Genomic DNA, 17439 nt, shown 5'->3' on the forward strand with positions numbered 1-17439 from the left:
GTGTTGACAGTAACCCCCTGTCAGTTGCTGAGCGACTATTCGCCAGGGTTCGCCAGGGTGCGCCAGATGGTGTGCCACGCGCGCCCGGGTGTCAGGTAGGAATGCGCCACCCCGACCCGGTAGCCGAACGGCATTCCCCAGGGTGCTCCAGCGGCCACCGGGCCGGGAGGGCGCACGCAACTTGTCGGCGCACGAAGGGATCTGTACCGCCCATGTACGCAGCATCGTCCTCCGTGTCCGCCCCGCCCCGGCCGCTGCACCCGCGTCAGGGCAGCGGCCCGTACCTCGACCCCAACCGCCCGGCGTCCACCCCGCTCGGTACCGGTCGGACGCGGCGCGTTCCGGGGCTCGGCACACCGTCCCTCAGCGGGAGACTCGACTTGTCCGGCCCTCAGGGCGCCCAACTGCGCACCGCCATCGCCTCGGTGCAGCGGATCTGCCCGGAGTTCCAACCGGTGCAGGTACTGCGACGCAGCGGCCGCCATGTGCTGCTGGTCGGCACCACAGGCCGCACCACCGCGGTGGCCAAGTGTTTACTGGACCACTCCCCCGTGTGGACCGAGCGGCTGCGGAACGAAATAGCGGCCTACCGCTCGTTCGTCCGGCACCGGCCGCCGGTCCGGGTGCCCCGGCTGATCGCGGCCGACCCGGACAACGGCACCCTGATCGTGGAGCGGATGCCGGGCCGGGTCGCGGCCCTGCAGCGCCACCCGACCGACGCACCGCCGCGCGCGGATGTACGGGCCGCTCTCAGCGCGATCTGCCGCCTCAACACCTGGCGGCCGCCGACCGGCATGTTCGACGCCCCGCTGGACTACGCCTCGCGTATCTCCCGCTACCACGAGCTGGGCCTGCTCACCGACCGGGACCTGGGCGACCTGCAGAAGCTGCTGCACGGCATCGCGCACGCCTCGGGGCGCGGCGGGATGGGCCAGTTCTGCCACGGGGACGCCCTGCTGTCGAACATCCTGCTGTCACCGGCCGGCCCGGTGCTCGTGGACTGGGAGCACGCGGGCTGGTATCTGCCCGGCTATGACCTGGCGACCCTGTGGTCGGTGCTGGGTGAGTCGCCGGTGGCGCGGCGGCAGATCAGTCAGCTGGCGCAGGCGGCGGGTCCGACCGCCCGTGACGCCTTCCTGGTCAACCTGATGCTCGTACTGACCCGGGAGATCCGGACGTACGAGATGGCCGTGCAGCGCACCATGCACGATACGGCCCCGGCGGCACCGGACCCGGCCCCTCCCGGTGTCGCGCCGTCCGGCGAGGAGCAGCGGCTGCTGTTGCGGCGGCTGCACGACGACTGCGCACTGGCCCGCAGGGCCCTGCGTGCGGCGGTCGGCACTCGCTGACGGGGACGGGGGGGGGGGGGGCCCCCCGCGGGGNGGGCCGTGGCAGGCCCGCAGCTTCGCCCGGTCGGGGCCGGCGAGGAAGGCGATGGCCGCGCGGGCGATGGCGGCGGTCAGCTGGGCGTGGGCGGGGGCCGGGGCACGGCCGGAGGGTTCGTGGCGTACGGCGGGGTCGGCTCCGGTGGGCCAGCTCAGGACCGGGACGGCGGGGGCGAGCGCGGCGGCCGCGTTCAGCCGGGCGACGGCCTCGTCGTCGGGCAGCAGCCGTCCGGCGTCGGCGGGGCTGGGCTCGCCGGGTCGTACGGCACGGGCGAACAGGGCGCGGACAGCGGCCCGCAGTTCGCGTACGGCGGTCAGGGTCGCGGGGTCGGCCGTGAAGTCCTCGGTGCCGGGCAGCGCGGACTGCCGCTCGCCCACCCAGGCGGTGAGCCCCTCGGGTTCGGCGAGGTCGTCGGCGACCCCGCCGTGGCCGTCGTGGCGGAGGGTGACGGCGAGGTCGATGACGAGCTGCGCTTCCGACATGGGCTAATGATAGCGTCGCGCGCATCCATTAGCTCGTGGCCATCAGCCGGCGGAGGGGGTTCCATGACGGAACTGGTCTGCCCGTGACCCGTATCGACTACTGGCGCAAGGGGCTGCGCGAGGTCCCGGACCAGGTGTGGGAGCAGCGGGACACCGAAGTGCTGCTGCTCGCCGACAACGCGCTGACCCGGCTGTCGGCCCGGATCGGCACCCTGCCCCGGCTGCACACACTCGACCTCGGCCACAACCAGCTCACCGAGGTGCCCGACGAGCTGGGCGCGCTCACCGGACTGTCCGGCTTCCTGTATCTCCACGACAACCGCCTCACCGCGCTCCCCGACTCCCTGGGGCACCTGACCCGGCTCGGCTATCTCAACGTCGGCGAGAACCAGCTCACCGCACTGCCCACCGCACTCGGGTCCATGGCGTCGCTGGTGGAGCTCAGGGCGCAGCACAACCTGCTCTCCGCGCTGCCCGAGTCCCTGGGGCACCTGACCGCGCTGCGCGAGCTGTGGCTGCGCGGCAACCACCTGACCTCGCTGCCCGCCTCCGCGTCGCGGCTACGGGAGCTGCGCGAGGTCGAGCTCCGCGAGAACCACCTGGAGACGGTGCCCGCAGCACTGCGCGGCCTGCCGCTGCTGCGCAGGCTCGACCTGCGCGCCAACCGGATCCGGGAACTCCCCGACTGGGTCGCGGAGTTGCCCGCCCTGGAGAAGCTGGACCTGCGCTGGAACCCGGCCCGGCCAGCACGCGGCGTGCTGCGGGAGCTGGCGCGGCGCGGGTGCGTGGTGCTGCGCTGAGCCGCCAGGTCCGTACGGTCGCTGAGTGCGGAGTGCTGAGTGCTTGGTACTCAGTGCTGAGTCAGGTCAGGTCGAACTCGCCGTCCCGCGCTCCCAGGACGAACGCGCGCCACTCGGCTGGGGTGAAGATCAGGGACGGTTTCTGTGGACTGCCGCCGTTGCGCATCGCGATAAAGCCCTCCACGAAGGCGATCTGCACATCGCCGTGTCCCTGACTACTGGACTGCCAGTTCGCGTTGCTGAGGTCCAGCTCGGGCTTGTCCCAGCCCATAGGCGGCTGCTGGGCGGTGGTGCTCTCGGCCACGTCCTGCTCCTCCCGGTTCGTCGTCCGTGGCCAGACTAGCGATCGCCGCCGGTGCCCGACAGGCCCCGGCGCGCCCCGGAGCGCGCCCGGGTGCTGTCGGGCAGCTTGCGAGTGATGTCGGCCAGCTCGTGGGTGGTGTCGGTCAGGTCGCGGGCGGCTCGGCGCCGACCAGCCACATGGAGAAGAACTGCGCGCCGCCACCGTAGGCGTGCCCGAGTGCGGTGCGGGCGCCGTCCACCTGGTGCTCGCCCGCCTGCCCGCGTACCTGGAGCGCTGCCTCGGCGAAGCGGATCATGCCGGAGGCGCCGATGGGGTTGGTGGAGAGCACCCCGCCCGAGGGGTTCACGGGCAGGTCGCCGTCGAGTTCCGTGACACCGGACTCGGTGAGCTTCCAGCCCTCGCCCTCGGCGGCGAAGCCCAGATTCTCCAGCCACATCGGCTCGTACCAGGAGAACGGGACGTACATCTCGACGGCGTCGATCTGGCGCCGCGGGTCGGTGATCCCGCCCTGCCGGTAGACATCGGCCGCGCAGTCCTTCCCGGCCTGCGGCGAGACGAAGTCCTTGCCCGCGAAGAGGGTCGGCTCGCTGCGCATCGCGCCGCCGTGCATCCAGGCGGGCGGGTGCGGTGAACGGGCCGCGCCCGCCCGGTCGGTGAGGATCATCGCGCAGGCGCCGTCGGAGGACGGGCAGGTCTCCGAGTAGCGGACGGGGTCCCACAGCATCGGGGACGCCTGCACCTTCTCCAGGGTGATGTCGTGCTCGTGCAGATGCGCGTACGGGTTCTTCAGAGCGTTGCGGCGGTCCTTGTACGCGACCAGGGAGCCGATGGTGTCGGGGGCGCCGGTACGCCGCATGTAGGCGCGGATGTGCGGGGCGAAGAAGCCGCCCGCGCCCGCGAGGAGCGGCTGCTGGAAGGGGACGGGCAGGGACAGGCCCCACATGGCGTTGGACTCGGACTGTTTCTCGAAGGCGAGGGTGAGCACCGTGGAGTGGACGCGGGATGCCACCAGGTTGGCGGCGACCAGCGCGGTCGAGCCGCCGACCGAGCCCGCGGTATGCACGCGCAGCATGGGTTTGCCGACGGCGCCGAGCGCGTCCGCGAGGTACAGCTCCGGCATCATCAGGCCCTCGAAGAAGTCGGGGGCCTTGCCGATAACGACGGCGTCGATGTCCGCCCAGGTCAGCCCGGCGTCGTCCAAGGCTCGTCGGGCGGCCTCGCGGACCAGGCCCGCGAGGGAGACGTCACGGCGGGCGGAGACGTGCTTGGTCTGTCCGATGCCGGTGACGGCGACGGGTTCCTTGGTCATCGCGCGTCTCCTTCGCGTACGGCGGCCCTCATCGCGTCTCTCCTTCGAGTACGGCGACCAGGTTCTGCTGCAGGCACGGCCCCGAGGTCGCGTGGGCCAGGGCCCGGTCGGACGCGCCGCGGTGGATACGGGCCGCGGCCTCGCCGATCCGGATCAGCCCCGCGGCCATCACCGGGTTGGCGGCCAGCGCCCCGCCCGAGGGGTTGACCTCCACGGAGCCGTCCAGCCGGAGCGCCTTGCGCAGGACGACCTCCTGGGAGGTGAAGGGCGCATGCAGTTCGGCGGTGTCGACGGAGCGTTCGAAGACTCCGGCGCGCTCGGCGGCCAGCCGCGTCGACGGCGAGTCGGTGAGGTCCCGTACGCCGAGGCTGTGGGCTTCGACCCGATGGTCCATACCGCGAATCCAGGCGGGCCGGTCGCACAGTTCGCGGGCCCGGTCACCGGCGGCGAGTACCACCGCCGCCGCGCCGTCGCCGACGGGCGGGCAGTCGCCGGTGCGCAACGGCTGGACCACGTAGTCGCCCTGGGGGCGCGCGCCGCGCAGTTGGGCGTGCGGGTTGGTCTCGGCGGCGGTGCGGCTGCGGGTGGCGACCTGGGCGAGTGCGCTCTCGTCGGTGTCGCCCGCATCGATGACCGCCTGTGCCTGGAGTGCGGCGAGCGCGACCGAGTCGGGCCACAGGGGCGCGACGTAGTACGGGTCCAACTGGCGGGTGAGGACGTCCCGTACGGAACCGGGCGACGACTTGCCGTAGGCGTAGACGAGCGCGGTGTCCACCTCGCCGGTGAGGATCTTCACCCAGGCCTCGTACAGCGCCCAGGCCCCGTCCATCTCCACATGGGACTCGGAGATCGGCGGCCAGGCCCCTACGCCGTCGAGCGCCATGGTGAAGGAGAAGGCGCGGCCCGCGAGGTAGTCGGACGATCCGGAGCAGGTGAATCCGATGTCACCGGCTTTGAGGCCGGTCTGGCGCTGTACGTCGTGCAGCACCGGCATCAGCATCTCGACTTCGGAGAGCTCGTCGGTGGTGCGCCGGTGGTCGCTCTGCGCGAACGCGACGACGGCCACATCCCTGGCTTCCCTGACGCCCCTGACATCCCCGGCTTCCCTGGCATCCCTCAACGGCCGCATCAGAGCAGCTCCTTGTACGCGTCGTAGTCGGCGTCCGGCTCGCCGGTGGGCCGGTAGTGGTCGGGATAGCGGCCGCCCTCGGTCCAGACGGGCTCCACCCTCAGGCCCATCCGCACCTGGTCGTACGGAATGCCGCCGATTCGGCCGTGCAGAGCGAGGTCGGCGCCGTCGAGGGCGATGTGCCCGTAGACGTAGGGCACTTCGATGTCCAGGTTCTTCGCCTTGATGTTGACGATGCAGTACGTGGTGACCGTGCCGCGCGGGCCGACCTCGACCTGCTCGTCGGTGGCGACGCCGCAGGTGGGGCAGGCGCCGCGGGGCGGGACGTACACCTTGCGGCAGGAGGGGCAGCGTTCGCCGACGGTCTTCCGTTCGGCGAGGGCGTTGATGTAGGCGGACTGGGCGCGGCCCGGAGAGTAGGTGTAGTCGAGGCGGGCGGGGGCGACGATGCCGGTGACGGCGTTCGCGAAGTCGCCGCTGTGGTCGCGGGCCTCGCCGCTGTCCGGTCCCTCGTACAGCCCTTCCCGCGGCCCTTCGTACGGCTCGAAGCAGGCGATGTCGGTGATGGCGCCCGTGCGTTCGGCGGCCCAGCGGACGCGAACCCGCAGGCCGGTGCGTACGGCGTCGGCGCTTGGCGCGTCCAGGGCGTGCAGCAGTGCGGTGTCGGCGCCGTCGAGCCGTACGAGGACCCAGGCGAAGGGGGTGTCCAGGGGCTGGCCGCGGCGGGGCGCGGGGTTCCAGGCCCAGGTGGTGACGGTGCCGGTGGCTCCGACCTCGACGAGGTCGCGTATCTCGTCGGCGGTGACGGGGTCGTACTCGACGGGTGGTACGAGCACCCGGCCGTCGGTGGTCTTGACGCCCAGTACGGTGCGCTCGCGCAGGCCGGTGAGGAAGGCGCTCTGCACCGGGCCCAGGGAGCGGGTGAAGGGGAACTCGACGACGAGGGGGGCTTTGAGGAGTTCGGGCACGGGCTTCTCCTAGGGGTCCTTGGATCGGGCGCGTAGAGCTGGCCCCTTGGGTCAGGCGCGCCGGTAGACGGGCGGACGCTTCTCGGCGAACGCCTTGGCGCCTTCCTTGGCGTCGTCGGTGGCGAAGACCGGCCAGCCGCGCTCCAGTTCGGACTTCAGACCGTCGGTCTCGGTCATCTCGGCGGTGTCGTACACCGAGGCCTTGACCGCCTCGACGGCGAGCGGCCCGCAGGCGTTGATCTGCTCGGCGACGGCGAGGGCATGGTCCAACGCGGTGCCGTCGGGGACGACCTGGCCGATCAGCCCGATGGCCTGCGCCTCGGCGGCCGTATAGGGGCGGCCGGTGAGCAGCATCTCCAGGGCGTGGGTGCGCGGGATCTGGCGCTGCAGCCGGACCGTGGAGCCGCCGATCGGGAACAGGCCGCGCTTGACCTCGAAGAGGCCGAAGGTAGCGGACTCGCCCGCGACGCGGATGTCGGTGCCCTGGAGGATCTCGGTGCCGCCCGCGACGCAGTAGCCCTCGACCGCGGCGATCACCGGTTTGCGCGGGCGGTGGTGGCGCAGCATCGCCTTCCAGTGCAGATCGGGATCGGCCTTGAGCCGGTCCCGATAGGTCTCGCCCTCCATGCCCTTGCCCGCGAGGGCCTTGAGGTCCATGCCCGCGCAAAAGTCGCCGCCCGCGCCGGTGAGCACGATCGAGCGGATCGCGTCGTCCGCGTCGGCCTCCAGCCAGCCGTCGTAGAGCCCTACCAGCAGCGGCAGCGAGAGAGCGTTCTTCGCCTCCGGCCTGTTCAACGTCAGCACCAGTGTGGCGCCTTCGCGCTGCACGGTGAGGTGTTCCGTCCCAGGTTCCGTCCCACCCATTGCCGTCCTCCCGTCTTGAGACCTAGAACAGGTTGCAGTAGCAGGGACCCCAGTTCAATAGTTTTCTGACAGACAGTCAGATTTCTTCGCGGCGCCCCTTCCCAGTTGGGTCGGGCGGCGCTCTAATGACCGCCAAGTCAGCAGACGGCAGCGTGCAACGTGCGGCGTCAGGAGGAGCGGTGGAGTACAACCTTGCCGACCTGTTCGAGTCGGTCGTCGACGTGGTTCCCGGCCGCGAGGCCCTGGTGTACGTCGACCATCCGGGCACCGGCGCCGAACGCCGTCTGACCTACGCCGAACTGGACGCGGCGGCCAACCGGATCGCCCACCACCTGGTCGACAGCGGGATCAGGCCGGGCGAGCACCTGGGCCTGCACCTCTACAACGGCGTCGAGTACCTCCAGACCGTACTGGCCTGCCTCAAGGCACGCATCGTGCCCGTGAACGTCAACTACCGCTATGTGGAAGAGGAACTGGTCTACCTCTACCGGGACGCGGATCTGGTGGCTCTCGTCTTCGACGCGGAGTTCACCGAGCGGGTCGCCGCCGCCCTGCCGCAGACGGAGAAGCTGCGGCATCTGGTACGGGTCGGCGCGCCACCCGAGGGCGCGCCCGAACTCACCGTGACGGCTTTCGCCGACGCCGAGGCGTCGGGGTCGCCTGAGCGGGGGTTCGGGCCGCGTTCCGCGGACGACCTGTTCATCATCTACACCGGCGGCACCACGGGCATGCCCAAGGGTGTGATGTGGCGCCAGGAGGACCTGTTCTTCGCGGGGCTGTTCGGCGGCGAACCGTCGGGCGAACCGGTGAAGCGCCCCGAGGAGCTGGCCGAGCGGGTCGCAGCGGGCGGCGCGGGGCTCACCTTCTTCCCCACTCCCCCGCTGATGCACGGCACCTCGACGCTGACCTCGTTCGTCGCCTTCAACTACGGCCAGCGGATCGTCATCCACCGCAAGTACGTGCCGGAGGAAGTGCTGCGCACGATCGAGAAGGAGAAGGTCTCCAGCGTGTCGCTGGTGGGCGACGCGATGCTCAGGCCGCTGGTCGACGCGCTGCACGGCCCACTCAAGGGCACCGACCTGTCCTCGCTGTTCAGCGTCTCCTCGTCCGGGGCGATCATGTCGGACACGGTGCGCGCCCAGTTCCAGGAACTGGTACCGAACGTCCTGCTGCTCAACAACTTCGGCTCATCCGAGTCCGGTTCCAACGGCCGGGCGACGGACGACTCGGGCCCGGAGAAGGGCTTCCGGCTGCTGGTCAACGACCGTACGCAGGTGGTGGACCCGGCGACACACGAACCCGTACCCGTGGGCGAGCCGGGCCGTATCGCCCAACGCGGCCACGTACCGCTCGGCTACTACAACGACCCGTCCAAGACCGCCGAGACCTTCTTCCAACGGGACGGCGAACGCTGGGTCCTGCTCGGCGACATGGCGACCGTCGACGAGGAGGGCATCGTGACGGTGCTCGGGCGCGGCTCGCAGTGCATCAACACCGGTGGCGAGAAGGTCTATCCGGAGGAGGTAGAGCAGGCCCTCAAGTCCCACCCGGACGTCTACGACGCACTGGTGGCAGGCGTCCCGGACACCAAGTGGGGCAACCACGTGGCAGCCGTGGTGCAACTGCGCCCCGGCGCCGCCGAGCCCTCACTCGACACCATCCAGACCCACTGCCGCACCCGGCTCGCGGGCTACAAGATCCCCCGCCAGCTGGTCCTCACCGACACCATCCAGCGCTCCCCCAGCGGCAAGGCGGACTACCGGTGGGCACGGTCGGTGGCGGCGGACGCGGCGGGCATCGGCTGAGGGGGCGGGGAGAGACCGCCGCCTCCAGGCGAGCTCGGCCTGGTCAAGCCGGCTGCTCGGAACCCCGGCGATGACCAGCGCCGGCGCGCCGAGACCGCCGAGGTCCCCGTAGTAGGCGGAGTCCCGCATCGGCCCGCCCGGCAGGCAGATCAGCGGCTCGCCCGCTCCCCGTAGGTGGTAGGTGCGTTCGGTCCCGTCGTACGCACTGAACGTCGGGATGCCGTGATCATCACAGCCGGGTCGGCACCGGAACAACGAAGGCAAGGAGGTGTACCCACTCCTTGCCACTTTCAACTTATAGCGCACTGGGGGGCTTGCGGCAAGGCCCGGGGCGTGGGACAGAATCGCGGGCCGAAGTCAGAACCTGCAGAAACAGGAGATCCACCAAGGCATGCACTCCTTGACCGCAAGCGCGTTCAACCTTCCCGACCGCCTCTCACCCAAGGCCGACCCGGCGCTGATCGACGGCGACGAGCGGCACTTCGCGGCCATCGCGGAGAGTCTCGAGCAGACCATCGCCGAACTGTCCGACCGCCTTGAGGCCGCGCGCAGGGCTCCCGGCGGCGTCGGCCGGGAGGCGATGGACCGGGACACGGAGATCCACCGGCTGACCGGTCGCCTGCGTACCCTGCGTCGCTTCGGTGTGGACCTGTGCCTGGGACACATCGTCAGTGCGGACCACCCCGAGCCCGTGTACATCGGACGCCTTGGCCTGACCGACAGCACGGGGCGTCGACTGCTGCTCGACTGGCGCTCCCCCGCGGCCGAGCCGTTCTTCGCGGCGACCCACGCCAACCCGATGGGCCTGGCAAGCCGCCGCAGGTATCGCTGGACCGGCGGCCGGATCAGCGACTACTGGGACGAGGTGTTCACCGCTGACGGGCTCGAAGGGCACGCCGCGCTCGACGACCAGTCCGCGTTCATCGCCAGCCTCGGCAGCAACCGGTCGGCCCGGATGCGCGACGTACTCGGCACCATCCAGGCCGACCAGGACGCCGTCATCCGGGCGGGATCCCGCGGCGCTCTCGTCGTCGACGGTGGTCCGGGTACGGGCAAGACCGTCGTCGCTCTGCACCGCGCCGCCCACCTCCTCTACTCCGACCCGCGCCTCGGTCACCGTCGGGGCGGCGTGCTCTTCGTCGGTCCGAGCCGGCCCTATCTGGCCTACGTGGCCGACGTCCTGCCCAGCCTGGGCGAGGAGGGCGTACAGACGTGCACCGTGCGGGACCTCGTCGCCGAGGGAGCCGGAGCGGCGATCGAGAGCGACCCGGCCGTGGCCCGGCTGAAGGCGTCCGTGGACCTGGTGCAGGCGATCGAGCCGGCCGTCGGTATCTACGAGGAGCCGCCCACCAAGGGGATGACGGTTTCGACGCACTGGTCCGACATCTGGCTGAGCGCCGACGACTGGGCGGCGGCCTTCGAGGCCGTGGAACCAGGTACCCCGCACAACGAGGCGCGTGACCAGATCCGGGAGGAGCTGTTCACGATCCTGATAGACAAGGACGACAGCGAGGCCTCGCCCGAGCTGCTCCGGAGGTCACTGCTGCAGAACAGAGAGCTCATCGGGACCCTCAACCGTGCGTGGCCGATGCTTGAGGCGAGTGACCTCGTCGGAGATCTGTGGTCGGTGCCCGCCTATCTGCGCAAGTGCGCTCCCCGGCTCAGCCGTGATGACGTGCGCAAGCTGCAGCGCGCGGACGCTCAGGCCTGGACGGTGTCCGACCTGCCGCTCCTGGACGCGGCACGGCAGCGACTGGGCGACCCAGAGGCGTCCGTACGCAAGCGTCGGCACGAGGCCGCTGTCGCCGCCGAACGCGCGCGCAGGGCCGACGTCATCGACAACGTGATCGCGGCCGACGCCGACGGCGAAGGTGCGGTGACCATGCTGCGCGGACAGGACCTGCAGGACAGCCTGATCGACGAGAGCGCACTGCCCGGCGCCGAACCTGACCTGCTCGCGGGTCCGTTCGCCCACATCGTCGTGGACGAGGCGCAAGAACTGACCGACGCGGAGTGGCAGATGCTGCTGCTGCGCTGCCCGTCCCGGAGCTTCACCATCGTCGGGGACCGCGCCCAGGCCAGGCACGGTTTCACGGAGTCGTGGCAGGAACGGCTTGAGCGGATCGGGCTCGACCGGATCAACGTGGCGTCCCTGAGCATCAACTACCGCACGCCGGAAGAGGTCATGGCGGAAGCCGAGCTGGTCATCCGGGCCGAGCTCCCGGACGCCAATGTGCCGACCTCGATCCGTAGCAGCGGCATCCCCGTCGTCCACGGGTCTGTCGCGGATCTCGACGCGATCCTCGACACCTGGCTGGCCGCTCATGCCGACGGGGTCGCCTGCGTCATCGGCACGGGTGGCAGCGGCGAGGGCACGTTCCGGGCGAGGCCCCGCGTCCGGTCGTTGACCCCGGAGCTGTCGAAGGGGCTCGAGTTCGACCTGGCCGTCCTCGTCGACCCGGAGGCGTTCGGCAAGGGCGTGGAAGGAGCGGTCGACCGCTATGTCGCGATGACCCGAGCGACCCAGCAACTCGTCATCCTCACGGACAGGAGCCTTGACGCCGACGCGGATGCCCTGGATTACTGAACCCCACCACCTCAACCGAATGATCGGTCGCCCGATCCGTACGGGACCGGAACGGGAGAGTCCCCATGGAATCCATGGCACCCATGCTGGACGCGGCGGAGCGGCTCGACCGGGAGGAGCTGGCGGCGCTGCAACTGGAGCGGCTGCGCGCCACCTTGCGGCACGCGTACGACAATGTGCCGTTCTATCGGGAGTCCTTCGACAAGGCCGGGGTGCGGCCCGATGACTGCCGCTCGCTCGCCGACCTGGCCCGCTTTCCGTTCACCACCAAGGCCGACCTGCGCGACAACTACCCGTTCGGGATGTTCGCCGTCGCGCGGGACCAGGTGCGCCGTATTCACGCTTCGAGCGGGACCACGGGACGCCCCACGGTGGTCGGATACACCGAACACGATCTGGACATGTGGGCCGACGTGGTGGCCCGCTCCCTGCGCGCGGCGGGCGCGCGGCCCGGTCAGGTGGTCCATGTGGCGTACGGCTACGGGCTGTTCACCGGCGGGCTCGGCGCGCACTACGGCGCGGAGCGGCTCGGCTGCACCGTCGTGCCCGCCTCCGGTGGCATGACGGCACGCCAGGTGCAACTGATCCAGGACTTCCGGCCCGAGGTCATCATGGTGACGCCGTCGTACATGCTCACCCTGCTCGACGAGTTCGAGCGACAGGACGTCGATCCGCGGTCGACGTCGCTGCGGGTGGGCGTCTTCGGCGCGGAGCCGTGGACCGAGCGGATGCGGCACGAGATCGAGGAGCGGTTCGCGATCGACGCGGTCGACATCTACGGGCTGTCGGAGGTGATCGGCCCCGGTGTGGCGCAGGAGTGCCTGGAGACCAAGGACGGGCTGCATGTGTGGGAGGACCACTTCCTGCCGGAGGTCGTCGACCCGGTCACGGGTGAGGTGTTGCCGGACGGTGAGCGCGGTGAGTTGGTGTTCACCTCGCTCACCAAGGAGGCGATGCCCGTCGTGCGCTACCGGACGCGCGATCTGACGCGGCTGCTGCCGGGCACGGCTCGGGTGTTCCGGCGGATGGAGAAGGTCACCGGGCGCTGCGACGACATGGTGATCCTGCGCGGGGTGAACCTCTTCCCCACCCAGATCGAGGAGATCGTGCTGCGCACTCCGGGGGTGGCGCCGCACTTCCAGTTGCGGCTGACCCGCGAGGGGCGGTTGGACGCGCTGACCGTACGGGCCGAGGCGCGGGCGGAGGCGACGCCCGGGGAACGGGCCGGGGCGGGACGGGAGATCGCGGCGGCCGTCAAGGACGGGGTCGGGGTGTCGGTCGGGGTCGAGATCGTCGACCCCGGGACACTGGAGCGGTCGGTCGGGAAGATCAAGCGGATTGTGGACGAGCGGGAGCGCGGGTGAGGTGGCGCTTCGGAGTTAGGCCTGCCCTGGGCATCAGGCCTGCCCTGGGCATCAGGCCTGCCCTGGGCATCAGGCCGACCTCCTAGGCGCGGGTGACGGCCTGGTCGAGTGCTGTGGTGATGCGCGCTACCAGGGCGTCGGCGTCGAGGTCGGCGTGCTGGGCGGCCAGGGCTGTGGCGAGTTCACCGAGAGTCGCGCGCAAGGCCGAGGTCTCGCACTGGAGGGCGCGCAGCCGGGCGCCGTTGTCGACGAGGATGGACTTGGCCATCCATGCCGGGTTGTCCTCCGTGCCCCACGGGACCTCGATGAAGTGGTCCTTCTCCCAGACGCGTTGGGCGATCTTCTCGATGTCGTCGTTGGAAAGGGGCATGTCGTCCTCCGGGGTCCAGTCGGCGGGGTGGCGTAGGCGTTCGGCCACGGCTGTGCGGAACGCGTTCATGTCGAAGCTGGGGTCGATCTTGCGGCGGGTGCCTTCCTTGTGGCCGATCACGGAGTGCTCGTTCCAGCCGTGGGCGCGGCAGATCGCCGCCGCCCAGCGGACCGCCTGGTCGTACTGGACGGCCGGGTACGGGTCGCGGCCGTTGCCGAGGTTCTCGATCTCGATGCCGTACATGTGCCGGTTGCCGTCGATCGGCTCCGACGCGTCGGGGCGGGGGTGGTGGGAGGATTCGGCGACCATCGCGTCGTAGGCGTTGCGGGCCATCGTGCCGTAGTGGTTGGCCCGCCCCGCGCTGGTCATCGTGGCGGTGCCGTTCTTGGCCAGGTGGGTGTGGGCCAGCGGGCCCGGCAGGCCGGCGGTCCCCGACCACACCAGCTCCAGGCTGTTCGTCCCGGCCGTGTGGTGGATGGCGACACCGTTCACACCGCCCCACCGGCCCTTGTGGTTGCGGTTGTGCGTACGCCAGCCGGTGCGTTCCACCGCGCGTACGCCCTCGGATCTGAGGGCGGCGAGTAGTGCGGCAGCGCTGAGCGGAGTGGCCATCGGTCGTCCTCCAGCCATGAGTGCGTCCCTCGGTGAATCCCTGGGCACCTTGGGACCGTTGTACCCACGTCAGACCGTGTGGCCCACCTCAGGAAGGGAGTTCTCGCAGGACCTTCTCAAGCAGGTCGTGGATCAGGTAGTCGCCCGGTGGGCAATTCGCCTTGAGGCGGGGCAAGTCGCCTGGCCCGAACCAGGCGTACCCGGAGTGCTTGGACCACTCCAGGGCGGGGGCGTCCAGGTTCCCGTCCACCTCGACGAGGTAGTCGGCCTCGTGTCGTACGCCGGCGCCGTCATCGCCGGTCCAGGTGACCGTGCCGAGGAAGCGGCGCACCCGTGCGAGGCGCCAGCCCGTCTCCTCCTCGACTTCGCGGGCCAGGGCTTCCAGGAGGGTCTCGCCGGGCTCGACGTGGCCTCCGACGATGTCCCATGCGTCGGGGAACAGCCGCCGGTCCGGGCCGCGCCGCTGGGCGAAGGCCTCGCCGCGCGGGTTGAGGATGACCGCGCCGACGGCCCAGACCTCGCCGTCTCCGGGCGCCGGTACCTCGACTCCGTCATCCACGATGACCGCCTGCCGGGGTGCGGGCCGTTCCGCCTCTTCGGGCAAGAGTGATCCTTTTCGGTCGGCTGCGGCTAGGTTGGTAGGCGCACGCCTGAGCGACGTTTCCAGGAGGTTCCCGTGACCGACCGTGACCCCAGTAGCGAAGCCGCGACGATACGCGCGCGGATCGACACCAGCAAGCCGCACTCCGCGCGCTTCTGGAACTACTTCGTGGGCGGCAAGGACCACTACGAGGTGGACCGCGAGACCGGGGACCACATCAAGCAGATCTTCCCGGGTCTGGTCGACGTGGCCCGCACCAGTCGGCAGTTCCTGGGGCGCGCGGTCGAGTACCTGGCCGGAGAGCAGGGCGTCAGGCAGTTCCTGGACATCGGCACCGGCCTGCCGACCGCCGACAACACCCACGAGGTGGCCCAGCGGGTGGCACCGGAATCCCGGATCGTCTACGTCGACAACGACCCGCTGGTGCTCACCCACGCCCGCGCCCTGCTCACCAGCACACCCGAGGGCGAGACGGCGTATCTGGACTCCGACCTGCACGACCCGGAGGCCATCCTGCGGGACGCCGCGGACACGCTGGACCTCTCGCAGCCGGTCGCGCTGATGATCCTGAACACCCTCGGCCATGTCGCCGAGTACGAGCGGGCCAGGGATCTGGTGACCCGGCTGATGGCCGGTCTGGCGCCCGGCAGCTATCTGGTGATCAGCGACAGCACCTCCACCAGCGCGGGCATGATCGCCGCGTCGGAGGCGTACAACGCGAGCGGAGCGGTCCCGTACTACGTACGCAGTGTCGCGGAGATCGCCGGACTGTTCGACGGGCTCGAACTGGTCGAGCCCGGGGTCACCCCGGTCACGCAGTGGCGCCCGGCGCCCGGTGGCCCGGCTGACGGCCCCGCGGCCGTCGACGCGTACGGCGGCGTGGGCCGCAAGCGCTGAGAGCCTGCCTTTGAACCCCCCTCGCGTGAGGTGCCGTCACAGCGGCACCTCAACAGGGGATCATGAACTCGATAGGGTGGCAGCGGACGCCACCGGGCCGGTCAGGGCGTATCCCCTGGTCGTACCAGCTCGTCGGCGCCTCACACTGCCAGAACAAGTGCCGCGAGACAGGGGACCGTTGTGCCCGCTTCACGTCTGAGCCGGACACCGCTGCCGGGGATCGGCGTCCGCTACGACCTCACCACCCGTGACCGCCGCAACCTCTCGGTGATCGCACAGCTGGACGGTGGGCGCATCCTCAACGCCTATCGCGAGGACGACCCGGACGCCTGCGCGGTCTCGCTGCGGCTGACCGCGGGCGAGTCGGCCGCGCTGATCGACGCGCTGATGCCCGCGCACCACAGCCCGAACCTGCTGCACACCACGGACCTGGGCCTGGTTGCCGAACGCGTCGAGCTGGCGGCCACCTCGCACTGGAACGGGCGCGTCCTGGGCGAGACCCGGATGCGCACCGAGACGGGTGTCTCCGTCGTTGCGGTGCTGCGGCGCGCCGAGGCGATCCCGTCCCCCGGTCCGGACTTCCGGCTCGCGGGCGGCGACACGCTCATCGTGATCGGCACCCAGGAGGGCGCGGAGGCGGCCGCGGACATCCTGGGACGGGAGTAGCCCGGTGGATTCCGCGGTCTTCCTCATCGAGTTCGGGGCGATCATCCTCGCGCTCGGTCTGCTCGGCCGGTTCGCCGGGCGGTTCCGGCTCTCGCCCATTCCGCTGTATCTGCTGGCCGGGCTCGCGTTCGGCGAGGGCGGGGTACTGCCGCTGGCCACCAGCGAGGAGTTCGTCGAGATCGGCGCCGAGATCGGTGTCGTCCTCCTGCTGCTGATGCTCGGCCTGGAGTACACCGCGACCGACCTGGTCACCAATCTCCGCACGCACTATGCCGCGGGTCTGCTCGACGCCGCCCTGAACGCCCTGCCGGGGGCCGCGTTGGCGCTGCTGCTCGGCTGGGGTCCGGTGGCCGCCGTCGTGCTGGCCGGGGTCACCTGGATCTCGTCGTCCGGGGTGATCGCGAAGGTCCTCGCGGACCTGGGGCGGCTCGGTAACCGGGAGACCCCGGTGATCCTGAGCATCCTGGTCCTTGAGGACCTGGCCATGGCCGCCTATCTGCCCATCATCACCACCCTGCTCGCCGGGGCCGGCCTGGCGGCGGGCAGCATCACGCTGGCGATCGCCCTCGGGGTGGCCGGCCTGGTGCTGTTCCTGGCGCTCCGGTACGGGCGGATCATCTCCCGGTTCGTCTCCAGCGACGACCCGGAGAAGCTGCTGCTCGTGGTGCTCGGCCTGACCTTGCTGGTCGCCGGGATCGCCCAGCAGCTGCAGGTGTCCGCCGCGGTGGGCGCGTTCCTCGTCGGGATCGCCCTGTCCGGTGAGGTCGCCGAGGGGGCCCATGCGCTGCTGAGCCCGCTGCGGGATCTGTTCGCCGCGGTGTTCTTCGTCTTCTTCGGGCTGCACACCGACCCGGCCAGCATCCCTCCGGTGCTGCTGCCCGCGCTGGCGCTGGCCGCCGTCACCGCCGTCACGAAGATCGCCACCGGCTACTGGGCGGCCCGGCGCGCCGGGATCTCGGTGCGGGGCCGGTGGCGCGCGGGTGGTGCCCTGGTCGCCCGTGGCGAGTTCTCGATCGTCATCGCGGGGCTCGCCGTCAGTGCCGGTATCGAGCCGTCGCTCGGTCCGCTGGCGACGGCGTACGTCCTGATCCTGGTGATCGTCGGCCCCCTCACCGCCCGTTACACCGAGCCCCTGGCCACCGCGATCAGCCGTCGGCGCGGGACGGCTCCACCGGACTCCCACGAGTCCCTGCCGGGCGGCCCGACGCCCGCGGCGCGCTGAGAGCCTGTTTCTGAATCCCCACCGGCGCCCCGACGCCCGGCACACGCACCCTCGCCGCATGGGGGCACAGCCG

The 17439-nt window shown here is 70.8% G+C and carries 15 protein-coding genes and 1 pseudogene; 8 read left to right on the forward strand and 8 right to left on the reverse strand.

Translation table 11 applies throughout. The features are described from left to right. The first annotated feature begins 212 nt into the window (after positions 1 to 212). Positions 213 to 1349 (forward strand): aminoglycoside phosphotransferase family protein, encoded by a 1137-nt coding sequence (locus U9R90_RS19885; RefSeq protein WP_411057994.1) that lies wholly within the window; start codon positions 213 to 215, stop codon positions 1347 to 1349. Positions 1350 to 1475: 126 nt separating this feature from the next. Here U9R90_RS19885 and U9R90_RS19890 read toward each other — a convergent pair. Next, a pseudogene (locus tag U9R90_RS19890) lies at positions 1476 to 1868 on the reverse strand (ABATE domain-containing protein); the annotation flags it as partial. Between the two features lie 92 nt (positions 1869 to 1960). Here U9R90_RS19890 and U9R90_RS19895 point away from each other — a divergent pair. Beyond that, positions 1961 to 2668 carry a leucine-rich repeat domain-containing protein gene (locus tag U9R90_RS19895; RefSeq protein WP_411059746.1) on the forward strand — a complete coding sequence of 236 codons (708 nt, stop codon included), beginning with the start codon at positions 1961 to 1963 and terminating at the stop codon, positions 2666 to 2668. A 61-nt stretch (positions 2669 to 2729) separates the two neighbouring features. On the opposite strand, the gene U9R90_RS19900 is transcribed toward U9R90_RS19895, so the two are convergent. The 5 genes from U9R90_RS19900 to U9R90_RS19920 form a co-directional block, all read right to left on the reverse strand. After that, entirely contained in the window at positions 2730 to 2972 is a 243-nt protein-coding gene (locus U9R90_RS19900) for a DUF397 domain-containing protein (protein WP_411057995.1), read from the reverse strand. A 142-nt stretch (positions 2973 to 3114) separates the two neighbouring features. Further along, entirely contained in the window at positions 3115 to 4281 is a 1167-nt protein-coding gene (locus U9R90_RS19905) for a thiolase domain-containing protein (protein ID WP_411057996.1), read from the reverse strand. 28 nt (positions 4282 to 4309) lie between these two features. Next, on the reverse strand, positions 4310 to 5410 hold the full coding sequence (locus U9R90_RS19910) for a thiolase domain-containing protein (protein WP_411057997.1): 1101 nt from the start codon (positions 5408 to 5410) through the stop codon (positions 4310 to 4312). After that, positions 5410 to 6378, reverse strand: a complete 969-nt coding sequence (locus U9R90_RS19915; protein WP_411057998.1) for a Zn-ribbon domain-containing OB-fold protein — start codon at positions 6376 to 6378, stop codon at positions 5410 to 5412. Before U9R90_RS19915 ends, U9R90_RS19910 begins: the two co-directional genes overlap by 1 nt. Before the next feature lie 51 nt (positions 6379 to 6429). Next, a complete protein-coding gene (locus U9R90_RS19920) occupies positions 6430 to 7242 on the reverse strand; it encodes a crotonase/enoyl-CoA hydratase family protein (protein WP_411057999.1) in 813 nt (270 codons plus the stop codon). A gap of 179 nt (positions 7243 to 7421) precedes the next feature. Here U9R90_RS19920 and U9R90_RS19925 point away from each other — a divergent pair, with 179 nt between their 5' ends. The 3 genes from U9R90_RS19925 (at position 7422) to paaK (ending at position 12998) form a co-directional block, all read left to right on the forward strand. After that, complete coding sequence (locus U9R90_RS19925) at positions 7422 to 9047, forward strand: acyl-CoA synthetase (protein WP_411058000.1); 1626 nt, start codon at positions 7422 to 7424, stop codon at positions 9045 to 9047. 391 nt (positions 9048 to 9438) lie between these two features. Then, positions 9439 to 11634: an RNA polymerase recycling motor ATPase HelR gene (helR, locus tag U9R90_RS19930; RefSeq protein WP_411058001.1), complete on the forward strand. Its 2196-nt coding sequence runs from the start codon at positions 9439 to 9441 to the stop codon at positions 11632 to 11634. 74 nt (positions 11635 to 11708) lie between these two features. Further along, entirely contained in the window at positions 11709 to 12998 is a 1290-nt protein-coding gene (paaK, locus tag U9R90_RS19935) for a phenylacetate--CoA ligase PaaK (protein WP_411059747.1), read from the forward strand. An 82-nt stretch (positions 12999 to 13080) separates the two neighbouring features. Here paaK and U9R90_RS19940 read toward each other — a convergent pair whose 3' ends face one another. Both U9R90_RS19940 and U9R90_RS19945 read right to left on the reverse strand, forming a co-directional pair. Then, positions 13081 to 13980, reverse strand: coding sequence for an N-acetylmuramoyl-L-alanine amidase (locus U9R90_RS19940; protein WP_411058002.1), 900 nt, complete (start codon positions 13978 to 13980; stop codon positions 13081 to 13083). 88 nt (positions 13981 to 14068) lie between these two features. Further along, positions 14069 to 14584 (reverse strand): NUDIX hydrolase, encoded by a 516-nt coding sequence (locus U9R90_RS19945; protein ID WP_411058003.1) that lies wholly within the window; start codon positions 14582 to 14584, stop codon positions 14069 to 14071. Positions 14585 to 14656: 72 nt separating this feature from the next. Here U9R90_RS19945 and U9R90_RS19950 point away from each other — a divergent pair, with 72 nt between their 5' ends. The 3 genes from U9R90_RS19950 to U9R90_RS19960 all read left to right on the forward strand — a co-directional run bounded on the left by U9R90_RS19950 (position 14657) and on the right by U9R90_RS19960 (position 17366). Further along, positions 14657 to 15478, forward strand: a complete 822-nt coding sequence (locus tag U9R90_RS19950) for an SAM-dependent methyltransferase (RefSeq protein ID WP_411058004.1) — start codon at positions 14657 to 14659, stop codon at positions 15476 to 15478. A gap of 180 nt (positions 15479 to 15658) precedes the next feature. Beyond that, entirely contained in the window at positions 15659 to 16144 is a 486-nt protein-coding gene (locus tag U9R90_RS19955) for a cation:proton antiporter regulatory subunit (protein ID WP_411058005.1), read from the forward strand. A 4-nt stretch (positions 16145 to 16148) separates the two neighbouring features. Further along, positions 16149 to 17366, forward strand: a complete 1218-nt coding sequence (locus U9R90_RS19960; protein ID WP_411058006.1) for a cation:proton antiporter — start codon at positions 16149 to 16151, stop codon at positions 17364 to 17366. Positions 17367 to 17439 lie beyond the last annotated feature (73 nt).

The organism is Streptomyces sp. E11-3, assembly GCF_046540415.1.
GTDB lineage: Bacteria > Actinomycetota > Actinomycetes > Streptomycetales > Streptomycetaceae > Streptomyces.

Bases quoted from the DNA above. Each gene is read 5' to 3' on its own strand.
- U9R90_RS19905 (WP_411057996.1), bottom strand. From the start codon at position 4,281: ATGACCAAGGAACCCGTCGCCGTCACCGGCATCGGACAGACCAAGCAC.
- U9R90_RS19885 (WP_411057994.1), top strand. From the start codon at position 213: ATGTACGCAGCATCGTCCTCCGTGTCCGCCCCGCCCCGGCCGCTGCAC.
- paaK (WP_411059747.1), top strand. From the start codon at position 11,709: ATGGCACCCATGCTGGACGCGGCGGAGCGGCTCGACCGGGAGGAGCTG.
- U9R90_RS19940 (WP_411058002.1), bottom strand. From the start codon at position 13,980: ATGGCCACTCCGCTCAGCGCTGCCGCACTACTCGCCGCCCTCAGATCC.
- U9R90_RS19920 (WP_411057999.1), bottom strand. From the start codon at position 7,242: ATGGGTGGGACGGAACCTGGGACGGAACACCTCACCGTGCAGCGCGAA.
- U9R90_RS19910 (WP_411057997.1), bottom strand. From the start codon at position 5,410: ATGCGGCCGTTGAGGGATGCCAGGGAAGCCGGGGATGTCAGGGGCGTC.
- helR (WP_411058001.1), top strand. From the start codon at position 9,439: ATGCACTCCTTGACCGCAAGCGCGTTCAACCTTCCCGACCGCCTCTCA.